At 34.0% G+C, this 17,515-nt stretch carries 16 protein-coding genes, 1 tRNA gene and 1 other RNA gene; 8 read left to right on the forward strand and 10 right to left on the reverse strand.

Annotated features, from left to right (window positions below; genetic code table 11):
* Window positions 1-1,425 carry an NADP-dependent isocitrate dehydrogenase gene (locus tag SIB45_RS02120; RefSeq protein WP_011863699.1) on the forward strand — a complete coding sequence of 475 codons (1,425 nt, stop codon included), beginning with the start codon at window positions 1-3 and terminating at the stop codon, window positions 1,423-1,425.
* A 2-nt stretch (window positions 1,426-1,427) separates the two neighbouring features.
* On the opposite strand, the gene SIB45_RS02125 is transcribed toward SIB45_RS02120, so the two are convergent.
* From SIB45_RS02125 to SIB45_RS02140, 4 genes are read right to left on the reverse strand one after another with little or no spacing between them, the layout of a single operon-like run.
* Window positions 1,428-2,777 (reverse strand): four-carbon acid sugar kinase family protein, encoded by a 1,350-nt coding sequence (locus SIB45_RS02125; RefSeq protein ID WP_413682139.1) that lies wholly within the window; start codon window positions 2,775-2,777, stop codon window positions 1,428-1,430.
* A 13-nt stretch (window positions 2,778-2,790) separates the two neighbouring features.
* Window positions 2,791-3,645, reverse strand: coding sequence for a galactose mutarotase (locus tag SIB45_RS02130; RefSeq protein ID WP_011863701.1), 855 nt, complete (start codon window positions 3,643-3,645; stop codon window positions 2,791-2,793).
* Between the two features lie 9 nt (window positions 3,646-3,654).
* The gene (locus SIB45_RS02135; protein WP_011863702.1) at window positions 3,655-4,554 is read right to left on the reverse strand and encodes an alpha/beta fold hydrolase; all 900 of its coding nucleotides are present in this window, start codon (window positions 4,552-4,554) and stop codon (window positions 3,655-3,657) included.
* 43 nt (window positions 4,555-4,597) lie between these two features.
* Entirely contained in the window at window positions 4,598-5,965 is a 1,368-nt protein-coding gene (locus SIB45_RS02140) for a cation:proton antiporter (protein ID WP_011863703.1), read from the reverse strand.
* A gap of 154 nt (window positions 5,966-6,119) precedes the next feature.
* Between SIB45_RS02140 and SIB45_RS02145 the strand changes: the two genes are divergently transcribed.
* Window positions 6,120-8,666 (forward strand): glycogen/starch/alpha-glucan phosphorylase, encoded by a 2,547-nt coding sequence (locus tag SIB45_RS02145; RefSeq protein WP_011863704.1) that lies wholly within the window; start codon window positions 6,120-6,122, stop codon window positions 8,664-8,666.
* Here the strand turns inward: SIB45_RS02145 and SIB45_RS02150 are convergent.
* The 3 genes from SIB45_RS02150 to SIB45_RS02160 form a co-directional block, all read right to left on the reverse strand.
* Entirely contained in the window at window positions 8,659-9,114 is a 456-nt protein-coding gene (locus SIB45_RS02150) for a hypothetical protein (RefSeq protein WP_011863705.1), read from the reverse strand. The two genes, SIB45_RS02145 and SIB45_RS02150, sit on opposite strands and share 8 nt — an antisense overlap.
* 31 nt (window positions 9,115-9,145) lie before the next feature.
* Window positions 9,146-9,478 carry a hypothetical protein gene (locus tag SIB45_RS02155; RefSeq protein WP_011377237.1) on the reverse strand — a complete coding sequence of 111 codons (333 nt, stop codon included), beginning with the start codon at window positions 9,476-9,478 and terminating at the stop codon, window positions 9,146-9,148.
* Window positions 9,479-9,556: 78 nt separating this feature from the next.
* Window positions 9,557-9,630: transfer RNA gene (locus SIB45_RS02160), tRNA-Arg, on the reverse strand.
* Between the two features lie 38 nt (window positions 9,631-9,668).
* Between SIB45_RS02160 and rnpB the strand changes: the two genes are divergently transcribed.
* Both rnpB and SIB45_RS02170 read left to right on the forward strand, forming a co-directional pair.
* An RNA gene (rnpB, locus tag SIB45_RS02165) (RNase P RNA component class A) lies at window positions 9,669-10,050 on the forward strand.
* A gap of 21 nt (window positions 10,051-10,071) precedes the next feature.
* Entirely contained in the window at window positions 10,072-10,821 is a 750-nt protein-coding gene (locus tag SIB45_RS02170) for a ribonuclease III family protein (protein WP_011863706.1), read from the forward strand.
* Between the two features lie 3 nt (window positions 10,822-10,824).
* Here the strand turns inward: SIB45_RS02170 and SIB45_RS02175 are convergent, their stop codons facing one another.
* Window positions 10,825-11,010 (reverse strand): NAD(P)H dehydrogenase subunit NdhS, encoded by a 186-nt coding sequence (locus SIB45_RS02175; protein ID WP_011863707.1) that lies wholly within the window; start codon window positions 11,008-11,010, stop codon window positions 10,825-10,827.
* A gap of 24 nt (window positions 11,011-11,034) precedes the next feature.
* Between SIB45_RS02175 and rimM the strand changes: the two genes are divergently transcribed.
* Window positions 11,035-11,574, forward strand: coding sequence for a ribosome maturation factor RimM (gene rimM / locus SIB45_RS02180; RefSeq protein WP_011863708.1), 540 nt, complete (start codon window positions 11,035-11,037; stop codon window positions 11,572-11,574).
* A gap of 31 nt (window positions 11,575-11,605) precedes the next feature.
* Here the strand turns inward: rimM and glmS are convergent, their stop codons facing one another.
* Together glmS and psaC are read right to left on the reverse strand one after the other, a co-directional pair.
* On the reverse strand, window positions 11,606-13,501 hold the full coding sequence (gene glmS, locus SIB45_RS02185) for a glutamine--fructose-6-phosphate transaminase (isomerizing) (protein ID WP_011863709.1): 1,896 nt from the start codon (window positions 13,499-13,501) through the stop codon (window positions 11,606-11,608).
* Between the two features lie 83 nt (window positions 13,502-13,584).
* Complete coding sequence (psaC, locus tag SIB45_RS02190; protein ID WP_007099573.1) at window positions 13,585-13,830, reverse strand: photosystem I iron-sulfur center protein PsaC; 246 nt, start codon at window positions 13,828-13,830, stop codon at window positions 13,585-13,587.
* A gap of 133 nt (window positions 13,831-13,963) precedes the next feature.
* Between psaC and acpP the strand changes: the two genes are divergently transcribed.
* The 3 genes from acpP to tkt are packed head-to-tail and all read left to right on the forward strand — an operon-like array spanning window position 13,964 to window position 17,505.
* A complete protein-coding gene (acpP, locus tag SIB45_RS02195) occupies window positions 13,964-14,203 on the forward strand; it encodes an acyl carrier protein (RefSeq protein ID WP_002808065.1) in 240 nt (79 codons plus the stop codon).
* Between the two features lie 6 nt (window positions 14,204-14,209).
* Window positions 14,210-15,454 (forward strand): beta-ketoacyl-ACP synthase II, encoded by a 1,245-nt coding sequence (fabF, locus tag SIB45_RS02200; protein WP_011863710.1) that lies wholly within the window; start codon window positions 14,210-14,212, stop codon window positions 15,452-15,454.
* 44 nt (window positions 15,455-15,498) lie between these two features.
* Window positions 15,499-17,505, forward strand: coding sequence for a transketolase (tkt, locus tag SIB45_RS02205; RefSeq protein WP_011863711.1), 2,007 nt, complete (start codon window positions 15,499-15,501; stop codon window positions 17,503-17,505).
* Window positions 17,506-17,515 lie beyond the last annotated feature (10 nt).

The following is a 17,515-nucleotide window of genomic DNA, read 5'->3' on the forward strand; positions in this document are numbered from 1 at the left end:
ATGCCAAAATTTGAAAAATTAACTTTACCTAATGAAGGCGAAATAATAACTTTTAATCAAGGCAAACCTAATGTTCCTAATAATCCAATTGTCCCATTTATTCGGGGTGATGGTACTGGAGTTGATATTTGGCCTGCAACTCAAATCGTTCTTGATTCAGCTATTAAAAAAAGCTACAAAGATGAAAGAAAAATTAATTGGTTTAAAGTCTATGCAGGCGATGAAGCTTGTGAACTTTATGGAACATATAACTATCTCCCTCAAGATACTATTGAAGCAATCAAACACTTTGGTGTAGCCATCAAAGGGCCTTTAACGACTCCCATCGGAGGAGGTATTAGATCTCTTAATGTTGCATTAAGGCAAATATTTGATTTATATAGCTGTGTTAGGCCATGTAAATATTATTCAGGAACTCCAAGCCCTCACAAAAATCCTCAAAATTTAGACGTTATTGTTTATAGAGAAAATACTGAGGATATCTACATGGGAATTGAATGGGAAGCGGAGGATAATAATTGTCTTGAATTAATTAATCACTTAAATAACGTTGTAATACCAAAAAGTAAAAATTTAAAAAATAGATCTATACCCGACGGATCAGGTATTGGAATAAAACCAGTGAGTAAATCTGGTAGCCAAAGGCATATTAGAAAAGCTATTGAACATGCCAAAAGATTATCAGGAGATAAAAGGCATGTGACTCTTGTACATAAAGGGAATATTATGAAATATACAGAAGGTGCATTTAGAGATTGGGGATATGAATTAGCAGTAAATGAATTTAGAGAAGATTGCATTACAGAAAGAGAAAGCTGGATTTTAGATAATATTCAGAAAAATCCAGAAATTACAATTGAAAATAATGCTCGAAAAATTGAACCGGGTTTTGACAAGCTTACAAATAATAAAAAAGCATTCATTTGCGAAGAAATTAAAGAAGTTATTGCATCAATATCAAATTCTCACGGAGATGGAAAATGGAAAGAACTTATTCTTGTTGATGATCGGATAGCTGATAGTATATTTCAACAAATTCAAACTAGACCTCAAGAATATTCAATTCTTGCAACCTTAAATCTCAATGGAGACTATGTTTCTGATGCAGCTGCAGCAATTGTTGGTGGCCTAGGTATGGCTCCTGGTGCAAATATTGGAGATAATGCAGCAATTTTCGAAGCTACGCACGGTACTGCGCCAAAACATGCAGGTTTAAATAAGATTAATCCAGGCTCAGTGATTCTTAGTGGTGTAATGATGCTTGAATATTTTGGTTGGGATGAGGCAGCTAACTTAATTACTAATGGTTTAAGTAAGGCAATAGAGCAAAAAAAAGTCACCTATGATCTAGCACGCTTAATGGAACCAAAAGTAGAGCCCTTATCCTGCAGCAGTTTTGCTGAAGAAATTATCTCAAATTTCTAATTTTAAAAATTATTTTTATTTTCAAAAACTTTCCAAATATTAACCAGTGAATCTTTAGTGCCAATGTTTCCAGGATGAGTAACAATTGGAAGTTTTTCGCCATTTTTTAGATTGTAGGTCACCACTGAAATGCCTTTTAAAATCTGGCCTCTAAGATAAACATAATCTGCATTAAGTCCTTTACTAAGAATCAAATTTGTTGTTATTCCACCTTTTGAAATCAAATATCCTATTTCATACTTCACATCCGCGACTAATTCAGCAATAAAACAAGCAAGTAAATTATAAAAATTAAATAGTTCAGAAGCATCTAAAGACATAAATTTTCTTGAAGTAAACAAAACAGGAGTTTTCCCTTTCTCAAAAGAAAATCTAATTTCTTTCAAAAATTTATTTTTAAACAAATTCCTTCGCTTCTGATTATTATCTGATGAAGTAATTTCAAAGAATTCAAAAACATCTAATTCAACTGGATTGCAATTACTTATATCTAATAAATTATTCAATTGTATTGTTGTAAGTTCTACATAAGATCCAACAATTATCAGTCCTGGAAGGAAACTCTTTTCTTTATTTCTTATTCTTAAATTGGAGAAAAATATTTCACTCTTAGAGACACTTTTTTTCTCAGAAATTGAACTTATAAAACTTGCTGCAGTTCGAAAAAGGAATCTTTTTTCTTTAATTAATTTTTTAATTACTTTAGAAAATTTTTTTAGTTGAGAATAATTTTCTACATCTACAACTACATGTTTATTATTCTTCAAGTTCTTTAGTGTTTTAAAAACAATATTATTTTCTTCATCATTTAGCATTTCGATATCTGACAATAAAAGATTTTGTATATCGTCAAAATTTATTTGCGATTTACTCTGCTGAAATAAAAGATTCTTGACATTACTTGTCTCATATCCAAAAATTTTATCTTTTGCAAAAATTGTTTGACTAATAGGAGTTTTATCAACAAAATGAGATCCATTAATTGTGAATCTTTTACCCTCTATAAAGGCTGGAATATGAAAAGTAGCATCAAAAGGACCTAAGCAACTATTTAGAGCAATTGGCTCTAAAAAGTTATGTCCTCTAAGAGTAGAGTCTCCTCTACTTATAAAAATAATTTCTTCTTCATAGGCTTGAGAAGTAATTACAGTCTTAAGATTTTTGCAAATTTCCTCTATTGTTAATTTCGCATCATTTTCCGATAGTGACCTTGTGTTAGTCAAAATAAAAAATAAATTAGATTTAGATTCAAAACCTTCGACTAAAGTTGAGCAGTCCCACTTAAGCAGTAATAAGCAATCGTGAACAGTTTGAGAACCTGTGGGATCATCATCTATAACGACAAATTTCATAAGTATTTCAAAACTACTTAAGAGATTTTATTTGTATTGAAGCATTGAACCTCTTACTATCATTTGAAGGAATCATAATGTTTCTAAATCCATCAACAAAAGAATTTCGAGGACTAGTCCAAGGTTCCAGACATATCATTCTTCTTGGAGGATCACTCCAAACAACGCCTAAATCAAAAGGATATGGATGGTTTAAAGTTACCTCTCTTTTAAAAATCTTATCTCGAAAAGAGCTTCTACCCGAAGTATACATAAGTAGATCAACTCCTAAATTAATTTTTTTTAATTCATCCAAAGTATTGCTTATAGTATTTCTTTCTTGATCCTGACAATTAAGTGGATTATCAACAAACTCTAAATTTTTGAAATCTGAAACATTAAAATAAGGATGCAAACCAAAATTTATAGGCATAGCAAAATCTGTTTTGTTATGGATTGTAATTTCAAATTCTAAAAAGTTAATTTTTAAGGTAACTTTAATTTTTAGTTCGAAATCGAAAGGATAATATTTTTTGGTTTGTTTAGATTCATTTAAGAATAAGCATAAAAATTTTTCATTTTCATTGAAGGAGTATTGCCATTGCAAATCCCTGGCGAAACCATGTTGTGGTAATTGCAAATAACCATTTCCAAAAATTGAACTAGAGGTATTGAGATTTCCACAAATTGGAAACAAGATTGGAATGCCTCCCCTAATACTTTTTGTCTTGTCCATAAATCTTGTTTCATCGAAATAAAGTATTTCATTACCATCCGAAACCCAATTTGTAATAACTCCTCCTCTTTTAGGACAAAATTTAATGTAATTATTTTTATCTAATTGAAAGACAAAAATTCCTTGGTCATTATTTGATAATTCAAGTTTCACGATTATTGCTTAAAGAGAATCAACCCAATCTAAAATATGCTGATTAACTAATTCAGGTATCTCATCATGAGGGCAATGTCCTGCGTCAAGAATAATTTCTTTTGTATTCTTTGGTGTAAATTTTTTATATAGATTTCTTTTTTTTGGAGTGTTCATCCAGGGATCTTTCCCTCCCCAAAGAAGTAATAATGGTGCATTTAGTTTTGCGAATAGCTTATCCAACGGCAACCCCTGAGGACCTGATGGGTTAAATACACTCCTAAAAACATTAAAAGCTCCGAAATCTAATGAAGGCTTCCTTATTGACTCAACTAAAAAATCATCAACATTTTTTTTATCAACATACACTTGATTTAAAGTTTTTTTTATATTTTTTGGATTTCTCATATTCTCAAAAATCAAACGTTGAAGAACAATATTTTTCAAAAATATGCCAGCAACTGTTTCAATTGAAGTTTGCAACATATTCTTTTTGATAGTTTTTTCTTCACTAAAATATCCTGCAGCATTCAGTAATATCACCCCTGCATTTAGATCATTTAATTCTGCACCAGCTGCTAATGCTGCATAACCACCTAATGAATTTCCAACGACAATTGTAGGTTTTTTTATTTTCTCTTGTACATAAGCAACAACCTGATCTTTCCATAAAGATCCTGAGTATTCAACATCTTGGGGCTTAGGACTTTTTCCAAATCCAAGAAGATCCATCGCATGAACTTCATATTTGCTACTCAAAATAGGGATATTGAATCTCCAATGATCCGTAGAGGCACCGAAACCATGAATTAATAAAATTGCACATTCTTTTGATGTTTGCTCAGGCTTGGCAGAAATAGTATGTATTGGGTAATTTAAAAAATTCCAGTCATAATTTACATCACTATCTATCAGAGCTGATTTTTCCATTTAATGAAAATATTATATTAGTTAATACTAATAAAATTATTTCCTAAAGAAGACCTACAGGATCAGCAGCAACATCATCTGAAATTTTATTGCCATCATTTGGTGGCTTATCTTTTAGAACAATTCTCAAGAGAACAGGTGCAAGAAATGTAGTTCCAATAACCATTAATAAAATAGCTGCTTCAAGAGAAGGAGTTAACAACTTAGCGCTTGTTCCTAGCCCAAGGAAAATTAAACCAACCTCTCCTCTAGGCATCATGCCCAAACCTACAACTAATCGATTAGTAGGTTTATCACTCGAAAATACCCATCCGGCAGCAATTTTTCCAATAATTGCTACAACTAATAAAAATCCTGCAACTACAAGAGCTGACCTACTTGTTGGATCAAGTGGATTAATAACTGATAAATCCATTCCAGCTCCAACTAATACGAAGAAAATAGTTGCGAATAACGATACTAAAGGTAAAACGGATTGTTGAATTGCGTGATTATTTTTAGAACTACTAAGAATTAGTCCAGCTGCAAAAGCACCTAAAGCTGCTTCCAATCCAATGGCTGTTGCGACAAAACAACACAGCACAAGTATCACAAAAGAAGCTACCACTACAGCTCCAGGAGCCTTTAATCTATCTAATAACCAATCAAACCCTGGGGCTGCTGTTCTACTTAATGCGATAGCAGCAATAACAAATACTACAGCTGCAGCAACTAATTTAACAATAGGAGCAATTTCTAAAGTACCTCCTGCAGCAAGAGCCACAACAACAGCCAGAATTACAATTCCCAAAATATCGTCTAATACTGCTGCACCAATAACAATTTGTCCTTCTCTGGTTTTTAAATATCCCAACTCACCAAAAACACTAGCAGTAATTCCTATACTTGTTGCTGTCATAGATGCTCCAGCAAAAACTGCTGGAATTAGATCTACCTGGAAAATAAACATTAATCCAAGAGTTCCAAAGGCAAAAGGTAAAATTACACCAGCCATAGCAACTGTAAAAGCTTGAGCTCCTACAGCTACTAATTCCTCTAACTCACTTTCTAATCCTGTCAAAAATAAAAGAGCATATAATCCTAGAGTTGCTACTGCTTGGAGGGATGGAAAACTTTCGAAATAAACATCAGGTACTGCTTCTGGGGGGATTGACGCCAACGAGCTAATAACATTTACAAGTCCTTCATTTAATTCGGTTCCTGCCGAGGGCGGTATCAACAAATGGAATCCTGATGCTCCTATTACAACCCCTGCAAGCAGCTCACCTACTATCGTTGGTAAACTCAGTCTTACTAATACTTCTGCTAATGCTCTTGCAGCTAAAAATATCAGTAGAAACCTTATAACTCCTATCAAAGTTTCAGCAACTTCTAAATCATGTGCACTTAATTCAGCAAGTAAAGGATACATATGAAATGAGAGAAAAAATAAACTACATAATTGGAAGATAGTTTATAGAGGGCCCACTTTACGAAATATGTAAAAAAAAAGCAAAAATACTCAACAAGTGTGGATCTGAAGTTACAACAAAGAAATTTTCAAAAAAATAGCTATTGTCTGTTATATGGCTAATCCAATGAAATCCAACGAACCCTTCGATCTACGCTTGCCAACTCCCGGCTGCTACTTAGATCCTGAAAAGGCTGGTATGGATTCTGATGCTGTTTTTCAAGGAATGACAGCTCATCTATTTTATACCCTTGGAAAGTTAGCTACTTCTGCAAGTCCACACGACTTGTACATGGCTTTAAGTTATGCAGTTAAAGATAGGCTAATGACAAGATATTTAGCCAGTCAAGAAGTCATAAGAAAAAAACCACAAAAAACAGTCGCCTACTTATCAGCAGAATTTTTAATAGGCCCTCAATTAAGTAATAATCTTCTAAATCTTGGAATAACTCAAGAGGCAGAAGATGCTTTAAAAAGATTTGGCATTGAATCATTGTCAACAATTCTTGAAGTTGAAGAGGAGCCTGGATTAGGAAATGGTGGACTTGGCAGGCTTGCAGCTTGTTATATGGAATCATTAGCATCTCTACAAGTTCCAGCAGTTGGTTATGGTATTAGATATGAATTTGGAATATTCAATCAGTTAATTAGAGATGGTTGGCAAGTTGAAGTAACTGACAAATGGTTAAAAGGGGGGTGGCCATGGGAACTTCCACAACCAGACGAATCATGTTTTGTTGGTTTTGGAGGCAGAACTGAAAGTTATAGAGATGATAAAGGAAACTACAGATCAAGATGGATTCCCTCTGAACATGCTATTGGAGTCCCTCATGATGTTCCAGTTCTAGGATATAGAGTAAATACATGTGACAGATTACGATTATGGAGAGCTGATGCAACTGAAAGTTTTGACTTTTACGCATTCAATATTGGTGATTATTATGGTGCAGTAGAAGAAAAAGTTGCATCAGAAACTCTTTCAAAAGTTCTATATCCAAATGATGGAACTGACGAAGGTAGAAGATTAAGACTCAAACAACAACACTTTTTTGTAAGTTGTTCTTTGCAGGATATGTTGAGAAGTCTAGAAAAAAGATCAATACCAATAACAGAATTTCCTAAGCATTGGACGGTCCAATTAAACGATACACATCCTGCTATTGCAGTTGCAGAATTAATGCGACTTCTTATAGACCAATATCAAATAGGTTGGGAGAAAGCTTGGAATATAACAACCTCCTCAGTTGCTTATACCAACCACACACTACTTCCAGAAGCTTTAGAGAAATGGGATTTAGGTTTATTTAATGATCTTCTTCCTCGCCATCTAGAAATTATTTATGAAATTAATTGGAGATTTCTACAACAATTAAGACTGCGTTATCCAGGTGATGACAAAATCCTTCAAAAACTCTCAATAATTGATGAAGAAGGCTTCAAATCAGTTCGCATGGCTCACTTGGCTACAATTGGAGCCCATCATATAAATGGTGTTGCAGCTCTTCACTCAGATCTTATAAAAAGACAACTTATGCCTGAATTTGCAGCATTATGGCCTGAAAAATTTACAAATGTAACTAATGGGGTTACTCCAAGAAGATGGGTTGCCTTATCTAATCCATCATTATCTAACCTTCTTGAAGAAGAAGTTGGTCCGAATTGGATTACAAATATGGAACTTCTTAAGAAGTTAGAAGAAAAAAAAGATGACAACAATTTTTTAGAAAAATTTGAGGAAACTAAACTTAATGGCAAAAGAAAATTATCTAGTTTTGTCCATTCAAAAACTGGAATACTTGTAGACCCATCAAGTTTATTTGATGTTCAAGTAAAAAGAATACATCAATATAAACGGCAACATTTAAACGCTCTTCAAATTATTGCTCAATATTTAAGAATCAAAAATGGTACAAACAAATTTGAAGTCCCAAGAACAATAATATTTGGAGGTAAAGCTGCACCAGGATACTTTATGGCAAAGCTGATGATTAGATTTATAAATGGTATTGCTGACGTAGTCAATTCCGATCCAGATATGGATGGTCTATTAAGAGTTGTTTTTCTACCAGACTATAACGTTAAACTTGGTGAAATAGTTTATCCTGCAACGGATCTTTCAGAACAAATTTCAACTGCTGGGAAAGAAGCATCTGGGACTGGAAATATGAAATTTGCAATGAATGGAGCTTTAACTATTGGAACCTTAGATGGAGCTAATGTTGAATTAAGAGATCTTGTGAAAAAAGAGAATTTCTTCCTTTTTGGTAAAACAGAAAGCGAAATTATGGATTTAAAAAACAATAATTATTCCCCAAAAACTTTTATTAATCAATGTCCAGAACTTAAAGAGGTATTACGCCTCATTGAAATAGGTCACTTTAGCAATGGGGATAAAGAATTGTTTAAACCTTTATTAAATAGCTTGACCGGACATGATCCATTCTTTGTTATGGCGGACTTTGAAGACTACCTAAACAAACAGGATGTAGTCAGTGAATGCTGGAATAATAAAAAAGCTTGGAATAAAATGGCATTATTAAATACTGCTAGATCAGGATATTTTTCTTCTGATAGGTCTATTAGAGAGTACTGCGAATCTATTTGGAAAGTATCTCCAATGCCAGTTGAAATTACTTGTGATGTCGAAGAGTTAACTAATTAATATTTTTTTTATCTGGTGAATCTGGAGTTTGATGAAATAATCTATTCAAAATTAATCGATCCATATTTAATGGGTCTGGGGCTAATTCATTTGCAATTTCTTTAAATTTAGATTCAATATTGTTAGAAATTTTTGTATCAAATATTCTTTCCATTAATGCTTCAATTGAATATAAATAGGCATTAACACTTTCAAGTTCATCTAAAGCTTCAGTAATTTCTCTATCAGAAATATGTTTTTCTGCTGGAGCGATGTCTTCATTTGATTCTTTTTCAGATAATTCTCTCTGCAACTCTTCAGTAATTTTTGTACAAAGACTTCTGAAAGATTGAATGGATGCCCAATTCAATTCTTGTTGCTGCTTAAAAGTAGGAAATTCTCTAATCAGACGATCATGCTCTTTATAAAATCTCTGACAATCAGAGCATTGACAGGGTTCTTCAGCCAAAAGAAAATAAAACTCTTTTTATATCATCTCACTATTTGGGCAAAATTGTAGGACCATCCAATAATTCGTCATTTTCATCGAGTGAATCTGGACTATCTGGTAATGGTATCTCGATACTAGTAACCAAATTAATAACATCTCTTAATCTCATAGAATCGGCAAACCATCCCATTGCTTGCTCGGCATCGCCTCTTTTTTCAGCATCATTTGCTTGATCTTCGTGAGCTTCAGCTAACAGAGCAAGCCAGCACAGGCACCTTGCTTGAACTATTGAAAGATCTAAATCATTAGGTTGGGATTTAGAAATACGCTCATGCTCTTGTTGAATTAAAAGCTTTAAACGCATATCATGCAACTTAGCCATAAAAGATTTATTACTATCTATACGCTAGCTAGAGAGTAGCAATTTTGCACACATACTACATATAGTTTTTTATTTTTACGGGACTGGCGGGAGTCGAACCCACGACCTACGGTTTAGGAAACCGTTGCTCTATCCTGCTGAGCTACAGCCCCAATAGATGATTTTTGGAGTATTAAGGACTATGCTAAATGAAAGCAGGAGAGGCAATCGCAAGAAAGTTTTATTTTGGAAACAAAATAAAACTTTCTTGAGGAAAGTCCGGGCTCCCAAATGGTCAGGCTTGCTGGGTAATTCCCAGTGCGGGCAACCGTGAGGATAGTGCCACAGAAACATACCGCCTAATACTTTATATGTATGGCAAGGGTGCAAGGGTGTGGTAAGAGCGCACCAGCAACATTGAGAAGTGTTGGCTAGGTAAACCCCGGCTGGGAGCAAGGCTTAGTAGATTTATGACCATTACACAATCTACTTTGAAGCGCCGCTTGAGACTGTGAAGTAATTCCAGTCCTAGATAGATGATCGCCCATCTTAATTAAGATGAACAGAACCCGGCTTACGACCTGCTTTCTAATTGTTTTGATTATTAAAATCAGATGACAAATATAATTAACACAAAGAGAATTAATCAAATAACTACTTTTTTAAAGTCTTTAAATATAAAATCAAAAAGATTTTCTGAAATAATTGAAACTCAAAACATTTCAGTTATTCAAGATTTTAACCAAGCATTTATCCATTCCTCTGAGGACAAAATAATAAATTATGAAAAACTAGAATTTTTCGGAGATGCAGTACTCAGATTAGCTGCTTCTAATTTTATTGAAAAAAAATATCCTCAATTAAGTGTAGGAGAAAGATCAGAGCTAAGAGCACAAATTGTAAGTGATGAATGGCTAACTAAATTAGGGAGAAAAATTGAAATAGATAAATTAATAATTAAAGGACCTAAAGCTCTTGGTGATGAAAATTCAAAAAATACTATTATTGGAGAGGCTACAGAAGCTTTAATAGGTGCTGTTTACAAGTGCTTTAATTCAATTCAGGAAATAAACCTTTGGTTAGATAATATTTGGGAGGAAGATTCAGAACAATTTTTAAAAGCTCCATATAAATACAAATCTAAGACAGTATTGCAAGAGTGGTGTCAAAGTAAAGGTTTTGATTTGCCAGTCTATAAAATAATGGAAGTCTCAAAAAAAAATGGAGACCTTAAAAGATTTTCTTGCGATATTTTTATTGAAGGATTAAAAGAATCATCTGCATTCGGGAAGTCCCATAAACAAGCAGAAACAAATGCAGCTAGAGTTTTGATAGAAAAATTTATAACTAAAGGTAAAATCTAATTTTTAAACTATTTCTAAATTCGTTAGCTGAAAAGTTATGAGCTTATCCCAATTACCTCCTTCAAACAATACTGCTGCTCTTTTTTTGGTAACTCTTTGTACAAAACCTTTATATCCTCTGTATATAGAATTAGTGTCTTTTACAACAACAAAAGAACCGGGAAGTATGGGTTTAGTAGATAATTCCATAAAACACTCTTTTTAATACAATATATGATAAATAAAAATGAATGGTTGACTGTTGGATTGATAACATCATGTCATGGAATTAATGGACAGGTAAAGGTTAAATCTCTAAGTGATTTTGAAGAAAGATTTTTAAAACCTGGAATGCGATGGTTGCAAAAAGAAAATGAACCCCCTTCAAAAATAGAACTTATATCTGGTTTCAAACAGCCTGGTAAAGAAACCTTCATAGTTAAGTTACAAGGAATAAATACAAGAAATGATGCAGAGCAACTGAAAACATTTAAAATTCTCGTAAGAACTGACAAACTACCCAAATTAAAAAAGGAAGAATTTCACTTGTTAGAACTAATAAATCTCGAGGTCAAGACTTTAGAAAACGATGAATTAAAAACAATTGGGAAAGTTATCAATTTAGAAAATGAGAAAAATAATTTACTTATTATTGAACTATTTAAAAATCAAAAAAAAGTTCTAATACCATTTGTAAAAGAAATCGTGCCATTAGTAGATATAAAAAATCAATTTGTAATCATCAATCCTCCAAATGGACTTTTAGAGCTTTAAATTAAAAATATCAAAATTTGCAAGAAGCTAATTATTCCACAGTTACACTTTTAGCTAAATTTCTTGGTTGATCCACGTCAAGTCCCCTGTGAGCTGCAATATGGTAACTCAATAATTGTAAAGGCAATATATTAAGTAGAGGTGAAATCAATTCATTAGAAGAAGGAACTTTCATTAAATAATCAAAGATTTCAGTTCCATTACATTCAGGAGCAATCCCAATCAAATATGAATCTCTAGCTTTTGCTTCTTGAGCATTACTGATAACTTTATCAAAAACTTCACCAGGAGAGGCAATAGAAATTACAGGTACTTTTTTATCTAATAAAGCTATTGGACCATGTTTCATTTCCCCAGCAGGATATCCAGCTGCATGAATATAACTAATTTCTTTAAGTTTTAAAGCACCTTCAAGAGCAATTGGATAATTTATTCCTCTTCCTAAAAAAATAACATCTTTTATATTAAAAAAGTCATGCGCTAGCTTTTCTGACGATTTATTATGTTTGTGTAAGAGATCTTCCAGTAATGGCGGAAGTTTTATAAGTTCGTTTATTAATTTACCTATTTCGTCAGGACTTTGATTACCTTTTATTTGAGCAAATTTTATAGCTAATCCATAAAACGAAAGTAACTGAGCAAAAAAAGTTTTTGTTGCTGCAACTCCAACTTCTATTCCTGCACAGATATCAATAATATTAGAAACCTGCCTTCCGATGGAACTCTCTTTCCTATTTGTTATTGCAATAAGATTGGGTTTGAATTTTTTATCTTCAATTGAAGAACGTCTTTTAATTTCCATATCGATAGCCGCAATTGTATCAGCAGTTTCTCCAGATTGAGTGACTCCAATAGTTAATGTATTTGGCAATAGTGGAGGGGGAGAATATCGAAATTCGCTTGCATAAAAAACATTTGTAGGGATACCTGAGAATTGTTCTAATAAAAAACTTCCAACCATTGCAGCATGTTTACTTGTACCACAGGCAATAATTTCAATTCTTTCTATTGATTCAAAAAACTCTGTATCAAATGGATATTTGATTTGATATTGACCATTATCTAAGTTCTTAATTAAATAATTTTCCAACCAATTTTTTGCAGTCTGTGGCTGATCATATATCTCTTTTAACATATAGTGTTTGAAATTCATCTTATCCATTATTTGCTCTGAGACCTTTAAAGAAATTGGATTTCGATATTGTCTCTCGTTGCTTGAGTCATATATTTCAATTCCAAGCGGAGTCAACAAAGCTATTTCTTCATCCTCCATAGGCAAAATAATATTCGTAAAATTCGCAATGGCAGGCGTATCACTAGCACAAATAAATTCTCCTTCACCCAAACCTATAATCAAAGGCGCTTGTCTTCTTGCAACTACCAAAGAGGTTGGAGCACCAGACCATAAAACTGCTAAAGCATAAGATCCTTCTAAATCAGATATGACATTTCTTACAGCTACTAATAATGTTGAACCATTATTCTCAAGATTAAGTTTATTTAATGTATTTAACTCTCTTTGAATTAGATGAGGAATCACCTCGGTATCTGTATCAGAATTAAAAATAATACCCTCTTCCTCTAATTTATTTTTTAAATCTTGGAAATTTTCAATAATACCATTTTGAACAACTGCTATATTTCCTGAACTATCTGTATGAGGATGTGCATTTTTAACCTCTGGCTTGCCATGAGTTGCCCATCTGGTATGACCTATTCCAACAGTTCCAGGAATATTATGGTCATTAAGATTACTTATTAAATTCTTGAGTTTTCCTTTTGCTTTATTACAAGAAATAAAATTTGTTTCGGAATTTATTATTGCAATACCTGCAGAATCATAACCTCTGTATTCAAGTTTTTCTAAACCATTTATTAATAATGGCAAAGCTTTTTTGTATCCAGTTACAGCAACTATTCCACACATACGAATTTTTTTTTCAATTATATTGAAATAAAATGCGTATTTACTAAAAAATGGACTCTCTTAAAACTGCACTATAAAAAGAGTTAATATGCTAAACCCATACTCCTAGAAGTCTCATCTCCTAAATAAACACGAATACTTAAGAAGTCTGTTGGGCATGCCGTTTCACATCTTTTGCAACCTACACAATCTTCTGTTCTTGGAGATGAAGCTATTTGGCCAGCTTTACAGCCGTCCCAAGGAACCATCTCTAAAACATCAAGAGGGCAAGCCCTTACACATTGGGTACAACCAATGCAAGTGTCATAAATTTTAACTGCGTGTGACATGTAAAAATTGTCTTTTGAACCTCGTTTTATAATACTATTGTCTTACAAAGAAATTAAAAAAATTAAGATATGCTTCACTCTTGTTAACTCTAGGGCATAAAATCATATAGATAATTAGTAATTTCCATAAACTATGTCACAAGAAATCCTCGAAAAAGTCTGTTCTATTGTTTCAGAACAATTAAGTGTTGAAGCAGGAGAAGTAAAGTCAGATTCAAACTTCCAAAATGATTTAGGTGCAGATTCTCTAGATACTGTTGAACTCGTGATGGCTTTAGAAGAAGCCTTTGATATTGAAATTCCAGATGAAGCAGCTGAAGGAATCGCAACTGTCGGCGATGCAGTAAAATTCATCGAAGAAAAAAAAGGTTAATAAAGAATGCCAAATTTCCATCGAGTAGTTATTACTGGTATCGGAGCGGTAACTCCAATTGGCAATAACATTGATGAATATTTAGTCGGTCTTCAAAAAGGTACCAATGGGGTTTCAGATATTACTCTCTTTGATCCTGAACAACATCCCTGCAAATTTGCTGCAGAAGTAAAAAATCTTCAATCTGAAAATTTTATTGAAGCTAAAGAATCGAAAAGATGGGATCGTTTTTCCCAGTTTGGAGTTATTGCTGCAAAGCAAGCCTTTAACGATTCTGGACTTGAAATCACTGAAGCTAATGCATCAAGAATTGGAGTGATTATTGGTTCTGGTGTTGGAGGCTTACTAACTATGGAAAGTCAAGCTCAAATATTGAGTCACAAAGGTCCTAAAAGAGTAAGTCCATTTACAGTCCCAATGATGATTCCAAACATGGCCACTGGATTGGCTGCAATCGCTTTGGGTGCGAAAGGACCTAGTTCCTCTGTTTCCACCGCTTGCGCTGCCGGTTCAAATGCAATTGGTGATTCTTTTAGATTACTCCAACTTGGAAAAGCAGATGCAATGATCTGTGGGGGAGCAGAAGCAAGTATTACGCCTCTCGGAGTAGCTGGTTTTGCAAGTGCCAAAGCTCTTTCCTCCAGAAATGAAAGCCCTCAAACTGCTAGCAGACCTTTTGATGCAGAAAGAGATGGATTTGTTATTGGAGAAGGATCTGGAATTCTTGTTTTAGAAACTTTAGAAAATGCACAAAAGAGGAATGCTAGAATTTATGCAGAAATAGTTGGATATGGAACAACATGTGATGCTCATCATATTACTGCTCCATCTCCAGGCGGGGTTGGAGGCGCCGAAGCTATCAAATTAGCAATTGAAGACGCTTCTCTTAGCCTTGAAAATGTTGATTACATAAATGCTCATGGAACAAGTACATCAGCTAATGATAAAAATGAAACTTCTGCAATTAAATCTATTTTTAGAGACAGATCTTACCTCATTCCTGTAAGCTCTACTAAGTCGATGACTGGTCATCTCCTAGGAGGCTCAGGAGGTATAGAAGCTGTAGCTTGTATACTTTCTTTGACACATAATTTTATCCCTCCTACAATTAACTACGTCAATCCAGATCCTGAATGTGATCTTGATTATGTACCAAATAATGCAAGAGAAGCTCAAGTAAGAGTTACTCTTTCTAATTCTTTCGGCTTTGGTGGTCACAATGTTTGCCTTGCTTTTAGCAAAATGAATTGAAGACAACCAATTCTGTATTTCCAACTTAACTTTTTTTTAAAACAATGGTCGCTGCATCTGTTTCATTAGAATCACTTTGTGTAAATAGTATAAGAATGCTTGCTGTAGATGCAGTAAATAAATCTAATAGTGGTCATCCTGGTTTGCCAATGGGATGTGCTCCTATGGGTTATGCATTATGGCAAAACATACTTAATCACAACCCTAATAACCCAAAATGGTTCAACAGAGACCGTTTTGTATTATCAGCTGGTCATGGCTGTATGCTGTTATATTCCTTACTTCATTTGACAGGATATAAATCAGTCTCAATAGACGATATTAAAGAATTTAGGCAATGGGGATCAAAGACTCCTGGGCATCCAGAAACATTCGAAACTGAAGGTGTTGAAGTTACAGCAGGGCCTCTTGGAGCCGGAATTTCAAATGCAGTTGGTTTAGCAATAGCTGAAACTCACTTGGCAGCTAAATTTAATAAGCCTGATTGTAAGATCGTTGATCACTATACTTACGTCATAATGGGTGACGGCTGTAATCAAGAAGGCATCGCATCTGAGGCCTGCTCACTAGCTGGTCACCTTAAGCTTGGAAAATTAATTGCACTCTATGACGATAATCAAATTACAATTGATGGGCGAACCGATGTTTCTTTTACTGAAGATGTATTAAAAAGATACGAAGCTTATGGATGGCATGTACAACATGTGGAAGATGGGAATCATGATGTTAAAGGAATAACTGAAGCTATCGAAAAAGCAAAATTAATCACAGACAAACCTTCAATTATAAAAATTTCTACAACAATAGGTTATGGTTCGCCTAATAAATCAGATACTGCTGGAATTCATGGAGCAGCTGTTGGAGAAGAAGAAGCTGCTTTAACTAGAGAGTTTCTAAATTGGGAATATCCTCCATTTGAAATACCAGATGAAGTATATGCCCATTTTAGAAAATCAATAGACAAAGGAGGAAGCCTAGAGAAAGAATGGGATTCTAAATTTGAAGAATATCAAAGCAAATATCCTTCTGAAGGAGCCGAGTTAAACAGAATGTTGAAAGGACAATTACCTGAGAATTGGGACTCAGATCTCCCTTCTTATACACCAGAAGATAAGGGTTTAGCAACCAGAAAGCATTCGCAAATATGTCTGGGTGCTCTAGGTCCTAACCTACCCGAATTAATTGGTGGTTCAGCAGATTTAACTCACTCCAACTACACAGATATCAAGGGAGAATCCGGGTCATTCCAGCCTCATAGTCCTGAAAAAAGATATTTGCACTTTGGTGTGCGAGAGCATGCAATGGCAGCTGTACTTAATGGAATTGCCTATCACAATAGTGGTCTTATTCCTTATGGTGGAACCTTCCTTGTTTTCGCTGATTATATGAGAGGTTCAATGAGACTTTCGGCACTAAGCGAACTAGGAGTGATCTATGTATTAACCCATGATTCAATTGGTGTAGGAGAAGACGGCCCAACACATCAACCTATTGAAACTATCCCTTCTCTTCGTGCTATGCCTAACATGCTAGTTTTCAGACCAGGAGATGGAAATGAGACAAGTGGTGCTTATAAGCTTGCTATTCAAAATCGAAAAAGACCTTCTGCCCTTTGTTTAAGTAGACAAGGAATGCCAAATCAAGAAAACACTTCGATCGACAAAGTTGCTCTTGGAGGATACGTAGTTTCCGATTGCGAAGGAACACCAGATCTAATATTTATTGGTACTGGAAGCGAACTGAATCTTTGCATTGAAGCAAGTAAGGAAATTTCAAGCTTAGGGAAAAAGGTTAGAGTTGTTTCTATGCCATGTGTAGAACTTTTCGAAGAGCAAGAAGATTCTTACAAAGAAAGTGTTTTACCAAGTAGTGTGAAAAAGAGAGTTGTGGTAGAAGCTGCCCATTCATTTGGTTGGCATAAATATACAGGTTTTGATGGAATTTGTATTACTATGGATAGGTTTGGTGCATCAGCACCAGGTGGAGAATGTATGAAAAATTTTGGATTTACAGTCGAAAACGTAGTTAATAAGACGAAGGAAATTCTATAACTATTAATAA

The sequence above is a fragment of the Prochlorococcus sp. MIT 1304 genome, from assembly GCF_047305015.1.
GTDB classification, from domain to species: domain Bacteria; phylum Cyanobacteriota; class Cyanobacteriia; order PCC-6307; family Cyanobiaceae; genus Prochlorococcus_A; species Prochlorococcus_A marinus_E.

Excerpts from the sequence above, each read along its gene's own strand:
- SIB45_RS02125 (WP_413682139.1), bottom strand. The coding sequence starts at position 2,777 with ATGAAATTTGTCGTTATAGATGATGATCCCACAGGTTCTCAAACTGTT.
- tkt (WP_011863711.1), top strand. The coding sequence starts at position 15,499 with ATGGTCGCTGCATCTGTTTCATTAGAATCACTTTGTGTAAATAGTATA.
- rimM (WP_011863708.1), top strand. The coding sequence starts at position 11,035 with ATGATAAATAAAAATGAATGGTTGACTGTTGGATTGATAACATCATGT.
- SIB45_RS02140 (WP_011863703.1), bottom strand. The coding sequence starts at position 5,965 with ATGTATCCTTTACTTGCTGAATTAAGTGCACATGATTTAGAAGTTGCT.
- fabF (WP_011863710.1), top strand. The coding sequence starts at position 14,210 with ATGCCAAATTTCCATCGAGTAGTTATTACTGGTATCGGAGCGGTAACT.
- SIB45_RS02145 (WP_011863704.1), top strand. The coding sequence starts at position 6,120 with ATGGCTAATCCAATGAAATCCAACGAACCCTTCGATCTACGCTTGCCA.
- SIB45_RS02120 (WP_011863699.1), top strand. The coding sequence starts at position 1 with ATGCCAAAATTTGAAAAATTAACTTTACCTAATGAAGGCGAAATAATA.
- glmS (WP_011863709.1), bottom strand. The coding sequence starts at position 13,501 with ATGTGTGGAATAGTTGCTGTAACTGGATACAAAAAAGCTTTGCCATTA.
- SIB45_RS02135 (WP_011863702.1), bottom strand. The coding sequence starts at position 4,554 with ATGGAAAAATCAGCTCTGATAGATAGTGATGTAAATTATGACTGGAAT.
- psaC (WP_007099573.1), bottom strand. The coding sequence starts at position 13,830 with ATGTCACACGCAGTTAAAATTTATGACACTTGCATTGGTTGTACCCAA.
- SIB45_RS02155 (WP_011377237.1), bottom strand. The coding sequence starts at position 9,478 with ATGGCTAAGTTGCATGATATGCGTTTAAAGCTTTTAATTCAACAAGAG.
- SIB45_RS02170 (WP_011863706.1), top strand. The coding sequence starts at position 10,072 with ATGACAAATATAATTAACACAAAGAGAATTAATCAAATAACTACTTTT.
- SIB45_RS02175 (WP_011863707.1), bottom strand. The coding sequence starts at position 11,010 with ATGGAATTATCTACTAAACCCATACTTCCCGGTTCTTTTGTTGTTGTA.
- acpP (WP_002808065.1), top strand. The coding sequence starts at position 13,964 with ATGTCACAAGAAATCCTCGAAAAAGTCTGTTCTATTGTTTCAGAACAA.